We start from the raw sequence: 7,051 nt of genomic DNA, 5'->3' as shown, positions 1-7,051 counted from the left end.
GTCCCGCCCCCGTCCCCGCACCGGGCGGACCGGACGCCCCCCGGGCCGAGCCGGCCCGGCCGGCCGCCCCGGTGCACGCCGAGGGCGTCGCCACCGCGCCCGGAGCGGCGCACGCGACCCCGCGGGAGACGCCCGTCCCCGCACCGGGCGGGATGCCCGACCGCGCCGCCGTTCCGGCGCCGGAGGGGGTGCCCGCCGCACCCGCCCCGGACGGGACGTACGACCCCGCTCCCGCCCCGGACGGGGCCGGTGCCGTGACCGCCGGGCGTCCCACCGGGAGCGCAGGGCCCCTGCACGAGCCCGACGAGTACCGGACACCGCCCTACGGGGAGCCCGGCCCCTGGGCACCCGCACCCCGTGCAGCGGCCCGCGGCCGTCCCGCCGCCCGCCTACGGCACTCCCGGACACACTCCCCATCCCGCCCCCGCGCAGTGGGGGCAGTACGACCCCTGGAGCGGTCCCGCCGCGCAGCCGCTCACCGCCCACCCCGACGGCGTGCGGACGCCGCGGTCGCGCAGGGGGCTCGGACTCGTCGGCGCGCTGGTGTTCGCCCTGCTCACCGGTGTCCTCGGCGGCGCGGTCGGCGCGTACGTGGAGCGCAACGGCGGCCTCACCACCGTCGAGCTGCCCCAGGCCGCGGCGGACACCGCAGACCGCGCGCCCGACAGCGTCGCCGGCATCGCCGCCCGCGCCCTGCCCGGCGTCGTCACCCTCCACGTCGCCGGCGGCGGCGAGCAGGGCACGGGCACCGGCTTCGTCCTCGACCGGCGCGGCCACATCCTCACCAACCACCACGTCGTGGACTCCGCCGACGCCGGGGGCGACATCACCGTCACCTTCAGCGGAGGCGAGACCGCCGGGGCCACCCTGGTCGGCGGCGACAGCGGTTACGACCTCGCCGTCGTCCGGGTCAGCGGGGTGTCGAACCTCACGCCCCTCCCGCTCGGCGACTCCGACGGCGTCCGCGTCGGCGACCCGGTCGTCGCCATCGGTGCCCCCTTCGACCTCCAGAACACCGTCACCTCCGGCATCATCAGCGCCAAGGGCCGCCCCATCACCGCCGGTGGGAAGAAGGGCGACGGCAGCGACGTCAGCTACGTCGACGCCCTCCAGACCGACGCCCCGATAAACCCGGGCAACTCCGGCGGGCCGCTCCTCGACTCCCGGGCCCGTGTCATCGGCGTCAACAGCGCCATCCGCGCCGCCGACAGCGACTCCGGCATCGACGGCGGCCAGTCCGGCTCGATCGGCCTGGGCTTCGCGATCCCCATCAACCAGGGCAAGCGCGTCGCCGAGGAGCTCATCAACACCGGCAAGGCCACGCACCCCGTCATCGGCGTCAGCCTCGACATGAAGTTCACCGGTGACGGCGCCCGCGTCGCGGGCGAGGCCCGGGGCGGCGGCGCGGCCGTCGTCCCCGGCGGTCCCGCCGACAAGGCGGGCATCCGCTCCGGCGACGTCATCACCGAGGTCGACGGCGAGCGCGTCCACGACGCGGAGGAGCTGATCGCCAAGATCCGCGGCCACCGCCCCGGCGACGACCTCCGCCTCACCGTGCGGCGCGACGGCCGCGAGGCCCCCCGGACCCTCACGCTCGGCTCGTCGGCGGACGACTGAACGGACGAGCGGCCCGACCGCCCGGCGGCAGTCCCGCCGCACGGGCGGAGCGGGTACCTTGGTGCGGCGGAGACCCGAGGAGGAGCAAGGTGTTCAGTGACATAGGCGGACTCGAGGTGGTGACGCTGGTGATCCTCGCCGTGCTCATCTGGGGTCCCGACAAGCTGCCCCAGCTCATCCAGGACGTCAGCCGCTTCCTCCGCAGGATCAGGGACTTCTCCGAGAGCGCCAAGCAGGACATCCGCAGCGAACTCGGGCCCGACTTCAAGGACTTCGAGTTCGAGGACCTCAACCCGAGGACGTTCGTCCGCAAGCAGCTGGCCGACAACCACGACCTGCGGGACATCCGGGAGCTGCGCAGCAGCTTCGACCTCCGCAAGGAGATCGACGAGGTGGCCGGCGCCGTCAGAGGCACCGCCCCGGCCGCCCCNGCCCCNGCCCGCTCCACGCCCGACCTCCTGAAGAAGCACGACGCACCCCGGGCGGAGGACCGGCCGCCCTTCGACGCGGACGCCACCTGAACGGACTGGGCCACCCGGACCACCGGGCACCCCACCGGAGCCGGCCCTCCCGGACGGGCCCGGCCCCGGTCGATATCCTCTCCCTCTGTCCGAACGGATACGAGGAGGCGGCCGGCGAGATGGAGACCACGAGACGGACGGAGGCGCGGGAGCGGCCGGCGTCCGGCGGCGCACCCGCGTCCGAGGGCGGCCGCGCCGTCGACGCGTACCTGCGGGCCTCCTTCCCCTGGTACGGGCTGGACGAGGCGTTCACCGGCCCGCGCTGGCTGATGCAGGCCGGTACGGAGGCGGACGGCACCGTCCGGCACGGCTCGACCGGCCACGGCGAGGAGCCGTCCATACGGCCGGAGGCCGCCGGGCGGGAGCAGGGCGGCTTCACGGTCGTCGTCACCGTCGCCGCCCGCCCGGTGCGCGGCTCCGGAGACGGCACCGGCGTCCTGGAGGCCACCAGCGTGTCCTCGGCGGCCTGGCTGGCCGGCTCGGGGCTCCTGGCGTACACCTGGCCGCCGCAGCTCGACCACACGCTGCGCGACGAGTGGCTGGACCAGCAGACGGAGACCGCGTTCGAACTCGCCCACGACCTGGACGGCCCCGCCTGGACGACGCTGTCGCTGCCCGTGGACGGAGTGCCGCAGCCGTTCCACTACCGCGAGTCCGAGTTCGGCTGGGTCCTCGCCGGCAGCACCGCCCGCGGCGTCCACCTGGGCGCCTACGGCCGGGGGATGAGCGCGTACGGGCTCGGCTTCGCCGTCGTCGCGGACCTCTCCGCGTACGCCTGACCGGGAGGCCGCCAGGGAGGCCCCGGGTGCGCCGGAGGGGCGCCGCCCCGCACGGGCGGCGCCCCTCCGGCGCACCTCGCGGCCGTACGCCCGGGAGACGGGCGCGCCCCGGACCTCAGAACTTGTTGCGCGGCGTGATGCCCAGGGACATGCCCGCCAGGCCCCGCTGCCGGCCGCCGAGCTTGCCCGCGATGGTGCGCAGCGCCGTGCCGGCCGGTGAGCCGGGGTCGGACAGCACGACGGGCCTGCCCTCGTCGCCGCCCTCCCGCAGCCGCACGTCGATCGGGATGGAGCCGAGCACCGGCACCGTCGCGCCGGTCGTCCGCGTCAGCCCGTCCGCGACCCGCTGGCCGCCGCCGGTGCCGAACACGTCCACCATCTCGCCGCAGTGCGGGCACGGCAGGCCCGCCATGTTCTCCACCACGCCGACGATCTTCTGGTGGGTCTGCACCGCGATCGAGCCGGCCCGCTCCGCCACCTCGGCCGCCGCCTGCTGCGGCGTGGTGACGACGAGGATCTCGGCGTTCGGCACGAGCTGCGCCACGGAGATCGCGATGTCGCCCGTGCCCGGCGGGAGGTCCATCAGCAGCACGTCCAGGTCGCCCCAGTAGACGTCCGCGAGGAACTGCTGGAGCGCGCGGTGCAGCATCGGGCCGCGCCACACGACCGGGGCGTTGCCGGGGGTGAACATGCCGATCGAGATGACCTTCACGCCGTTCGCGGACGGCGGCATGATCATGTTCTCGACCTGGGTGGGCCGCCCGTCGGCGCCCAGCATGCGGGGCACGCTGTGGCCGTAGATGTCGGCGTCCACGACACCGACCTTCAGCCCGTCGGCGGCCATCGCGGCGGCGAGGTTCACCGTCACCGACGACTTGCCGACGCCGCCCTTGCCGGACGCCACCGCGTACACCCGGGTCAGCGAGCCGGGCTTGGCGAAGGGCACCTCGCGCTCGGCGGTCGTGCCGCGCAGCGCGGCGGCCAGCTCCTTGCGCTGCTCGTCGCTCATGACGTCCAGCGACACGTCGACGCGGGTGACGCCCTCGACGCGGGAGACCGCCTCGCTCACGTTCTTCGTGATCGTGTCGCGCATCGGGCAGCCGGAGACCGTCAGGTACACCGCCACGGCGACCGCGCCGTCCGCCCCGACCTCGACCGACTTGACCATGCCGAGCTCGGTGATCGGCCGGTGGATCTCGGGGTCGTTCACCGTCGCCAGTGCCTCGCGCACCGCGTCTTCCGTCGTCATACGGACGATGGTACGGCTCCCGCGGCGCCCCCCGGAAAGCCGGTCAGCGGTCGCCTTCGTCACTCCGCCGGGGCGCGGCCGGCGGGAATACCGCCCCCCGGCCCTCCAGCTCCTTGACCATGTCCTCCAGCTCGGAGCGGATCCAGTCGCGGGTGGCGACCTCGCCGAGGCCCATGCGCAGCGCCGCGATCTCCCGCGTCAGGTACTCGGTGTCGGCGATCGACCGCTCGTTCTGCGCCCGGTCCTGCTCCAGGTTGACCCGGTCCCGGTCGTCCTGCCGGTTCTGCGCGAGCAGGATCAGCGGCGCCGCGTACGACGCCTGGAGCGACAGCATCAGCGTGAGGAAGATGAACGGGTACGGGTCGAAGCGCAGCGCGTCCGGCATGGTGATGTTCCAGGTCAGCCACGCGATGATGACCCCGGTCATCCACACGATGAAGCGGCCCGTGCCGAGGAACCGGGCGATCCGCTCCGACAGCCGCCCGAACGCCTCCGGGTCGTACTCCGGCAGCAGCCTCGGGCGCCGTACGCGCGGCTGGTCCAGCGGCTGGTCGAGGCGGGCCCGGGGCACGGTCCGCTCCCGCTGGTGGTGGCCGGGGCGCTCCCGCTGGCCGGCGCGGTCGCGCCCGGCGCCCCGCTCCGGGGTGCGGTCAGGCACCATACGCCGCCTCCCGCTCCGCTTCCGGACCGAACTCGGTCTCCCGCCAGTCCTCCGGCAGCAGGTGGTCCAGTACGTCGTCGACGGTGACGGCGCCCAGCAGCGACCCGCCGTCGTCGACGACCGGCGCCGCGACCAGGTTGTACGCGGCGAGGTGGCTGGCCACGGCGGGCAGCGGGGTGCCGGGCGACAGCGGCTCCAGGTCCGTGTCGACGATCGCGGAGACCAGGGTGAACGGCGGGTCCCGCAGCAGCCGCTGGAAGTGGACCGTCCCGAGGAACTTCCCGGTCGGCGTCTCGTCGGGCGGCCGGCACACGTACACCTGCGCGGCCAGCGCGGGGGAGAGGTCCTGCTGGCGGACGCGGGCGAGGGCGTCCGCCACCGTCGCGTCCGGGCGCAGCACGATCGGCTCGGTCGTCATCAGCCCGCCCGCGGTGCGCTCCTCGTACGACATCAGCCGCCGCACGTCCGCGGCGTCGTCCGGGCGCATCAGGGTGAGCAACCGTTCCTTCTCGTCCTCCGGCAGCTCCGACAGCAGGTCCGCGGCGTCGTCCGGGTCCATGGCCTCCAGGACGTCCGCGGCGCGCTCCGCCTTCAGCTTGCCGAGGATCTCGATCTGGTCGTCCTCGGGCAGCTCCTCCAGGACGTCGGCCAGCCGGTCGTCGTGGAGGGCGGCGGCGACCTCGGCGCGGCGCTTGGGCGTCAGGTGGTGCAGCGCGTTCGCCAGGTCCGCCGGGCGCATCCGCTCGAACGTGGCGACCAGGTTCTCCGCGCCCTGCGCGTCCTCCTCCAGGGAGAAGCCGGTGACCGCCGACCACTCGACGGTCAGCGTCTCGCCCCTGCGGCGCAGCGCCCCGCGGCTGCCGCGCCGTACGAAGACCCGGTCGATCTCCCAGTCGCGGCGGGCGGGCAGCCGGCTCATCGCCACGTCCAGGACGGTCACCTCGTCGCCCCCGTCGACCAGCCTGACCCGCCGGTCGAGGAGCTCGCCGAGGACGAGGCGCTCGGTGGGGCGCTGTTCGAAGCGCCGGACGTTCAGCACGCCCGTCGTGATGACCTGGCCGGACTCGATGCCCGTCACCCGGGTCATCGGCAGGAAGATCCGGCGGCGGCCGATCACCTCCACGACCAGCCCCAGCACCCGGGGCGGACGCCGCCCCACCCGGAGCATGGCGACGAGGTCGCGCACCCGGCCCACCTGGTCTCCGGCCGGGTCGAAGACCGGCGCTCCGGCGAGGTGCGAGACGAAGATCCGGGCGGCGCCTGCTGCCATGTCCCGCGCCTCCTCCCATCCACGTGATCACCCGTCGACATGCAGCGTGTGCCCGCAGTCCGGTGATTCAGGCTAGCCGGTTATGGTTCGGGACGCCCGGGCAGGGCTCCCGCCCGGCTCCGTTCGGAGGGCGCGATCCGGCACCGGTACGCTGCGGTCGGCCGTCCCCCTGTGAAACACCGAGAGGCAGCGCTGGTGACCGTTCTCCCGCCGGTTCGGCGTACCCGACGCGTCGTGCTCTCCCTCGCCCTCTGCCTCGGACTGGCCGCCGCGCCGACCGGTTGCGCGAAGGACCCCGACGAGGGCACCAACGGGGTCGGCAGGCTCCCGGCGAACGAGATCGAGGACAAGGCCAGGGCCGCCGCCGCCGGCGCCGTGTCGGTGCGCCTGGCGGGCTCCCTGGTCAGCAAGTCCGGCACGTACCGGCTGAACATGCGGCTCAAGGCCCAGGGCGCGACGGGCTCCGTCACCACCGGGAAGTCGACGTTCGAGCTGCTGCGCATCGGCGACACCCTGTTCCTGAAGGCGGGCGCGGCGTTCTGGCGGCACGCGGAGGACTCCGGGGAGCCGACCGAGTCGGACATCGAGGCGGCGGACAAGCTGGACGGCAAGTACGTCAAGGTCCCGCAGGACGACCCCTCCTACAAGCAGCTGCGCGGCTTCACCGAGATGAACGTCCTGCTGAAGGGCCTGCTCAAACTCCACGGCCAGGTCCGCAAGGGCAACCGGGAGAAGGTCGGCAGGGTCCGCACCATCGAGGTCGCGGGCGGTGAGCACGGCGAGGGCGGCACCCTCGACGTGTCCCTGGAGGGCACGCCGTTCCCCTTGCGGTTCGCCCGCGGCGGCGGCGGGGGCGTGGTGGTCCTGTCGGACTGGAACAAGGACTTCCCGCTGGTGGAACCCGAGCGGGAGGACATCCTCGACTNNGNCCGCCAGCTTCCCNGCACCAGCGAC

Annotated in this window: 4 protein-coding genes and 4 pseudogenes; 5 read left to right on the top strand and 3 right to left on the bottom strand. The window is 74.4% G+C overall.

All coding sequences use genetic code 11. The annotated features are described in order from the left end of the window. The 4 genes and pseudogenes from MW084_RS03460 to MW084_RS03445 all read left to right on the top strand — a co-directional run. A pseudogene (locus tag MW084_RS03460) lies at positions 1-1,617 on the top strand (S1C family serine protease); the annotation flags it as partial. A gap of 89 nt (positions 1,618-1,706) precedes the next feature. Next, positions 1,707-2,047 (top strand): annotated as a pseudogene (locus MW084_RS03455) (sec-independent translocase); the annotation flags it as partial. A 7-nt stretch (positions 2,048-2,054) separates the two neighbouring features. Beyond that, positions 2,055-2,138 (top strand): annotated as a pseudogene (locus tag MW084_RS03450) (sec-independent translocase); the annotation flags it as partial. A 119-nt stretch (positions 2,139-2,257) separates the two neighbouring features. Next, complete coding sequence (locus tag MW084_RS03445; RefSeq protein WP_010474630.1) at positions 2,258-2,917, top strand: hypothetical protein; 660 nt, start codon at positions 2,258-2,260, stop codon at positions 2,915-2,917. Positions 2,918-3,032: 115 nt separating this feature from the next. Here the strand turns inward: MW084_RS03445 and MW084_RS03440 are convergent, their stop codons facing one another. From MW084_RS03440 to MW084_RS03430, 3 genes are read right to left on the bottom strand one after another with little or no spacing between them, the layout of a single operon-like run. Beyond that, positions 3,033-4,166, bottom strand: a complete 1,134-nt coding sequence (locus tag MW084_RS03440; RefSeq protein ID WP_010474628.1) for an Mrp/NBP35 family ATP-binding protein — start codon at positions 4,164-4,166, stop codon at positions 3,033-3,035. A gap of 43 nt (positions 4,167-4,209) precedes the next feature. After that, a complete protein-coding gene (locus MW084_RS03435) occupies positions 4,210-4,827 on the bottom strand; it encodes a DUF1003 domain-containing protein (RefSeq protein ID WP_010474626.1) in 618 nt (205 codons plus the stop codon). Further along, positions 4,817-6,097, bottom strand: a complete 1,281-nt coding sequence (locus MW084_RS03430; RefSeq protein WP_010474624.1) for a magnesium transporter MgtE N-terminal domain-containing protein — start codon at positions 6,095-6,097, stop codon at positions 4,817-4,819. The genes MW084_RS03435 and MW084_RS03430 overlap by 11 nt, the downstream gene beginning before the upstream one ends. Positions 6,098-6,292: 195 nt before the next feature. Between MW084_RS03430 and MW084_RS03425 the strand changes: the two are divergent. Continuing rightward, positions 6,293-7,022 (top strand): annotated as a pseudogene (locus MW084_RS03425) (hypothetical protein); the annotation flags it as partial. Between the last annotated feature and the right edge of the window lie 29 nt (positions 7,023-7,051).

The organism is Streptomyces sudanensis, assembly GCF_023614315.1.
Classification (GTDB): Bacteria; Actinomycetota; Actinomycetes; order Streptomycetales; family Streptomycetaceae; genus Streptomyces; species Streptomyces sudanensis.
The sequence above is the reverse complement of the archived record's forward strand: the minus strand, read 5'-3'. Positions and strand labels throughout refer to the sequence as shown.

Bases quoted from the DNA above. Each gene is read 5' to 3' on its own strand.
- MW084_RS03445 (WP_010474630.1), top strand. From the start codon at position 2,258: ATGGAGACCACGAGACGGACGGAGGCGCGGGAGCGGCCGGCGTCCGGC.
- MW084_RS03440 (WP_010474628.1), bottom strand. From the start codon at position 4,166: ATGACGACGGAAGACGCGGTGCGCGAGGCACTGGCGACGGTGAACGAC.
- MW084_RS03435 (WP_010474626.1), bottom strand. From the start codon at position 4,827: ATGGTGCCTGACCGCACCCCGGAGCGGGGCGCCGGGCGCGACCGCGCC.
- MW084_RS03430 (WP_010474624.1), bottom strand. From the start codon at position 6,097: ATGGCAGCAGGCGCCGCCCGGATCTTCGTCTCGCACCTCGCCGGAGCG.